The organism is Corynebacterium sp. UMB8791 (assembly GCF_054166365.1).
Genome location: NZ_JBSZCG010000178.1, coordinates 1 through 450, shown reverse-complemented (window position 1 = coordinate 450; position 450 = coordinate 1). Strand labels below are relative to the sequence as shown.

Genomic DNA, 450 nt, shown 5'->3' with positions numbered 1-450 from the left:
GCCAAGACCAGCGCATATCGGTTTGCCATCTTCATTGACTGGATCACCAACCAGCGTCCCCTCGACGCTGTCGCTGCTGCGCACAACGTCTCCAGGCGCACACTCATCCGCTGGTTCACCTACTTTTGGTTCATCATCGTCCCGTGCAAACCGGACCCGTACCGCGTCTACGACCAGCTTTTTATTGACGGCACCTACTTCCACAAAAAATGCCTGCTTGTCGCTGCAACCAGCGAGCACGTCGTCGCCTGGCACTGGTGCACACGAGAAACCGCCTACGACTACGCCAAACTCTTCGACATGATCGCCGAACCCCTCGTCGTGACCACAGACGGCTCCGGTGGCGCCCACAAAGCCATCAAACAATGCTGGCCAAACGCCTCCATTCAACGCTGCCTCGTCCACGTACGCCGCGACACCATCAAAGACACCACACGCCAACCCACAATC

The 450-nt window shown here is 58.0% G+C and carries 1 protein-coding gene; it reads left to right on the top strand.

Annotated elements, in window-relative coordinates:
- Positions 1 to 450, top strand: a 450-nt coding sequence (locus ACXIUA_RS11670) for a transposase (RefSeq protein WP_457976919.1), incomplete at both ends; no start/stop codon positions are given.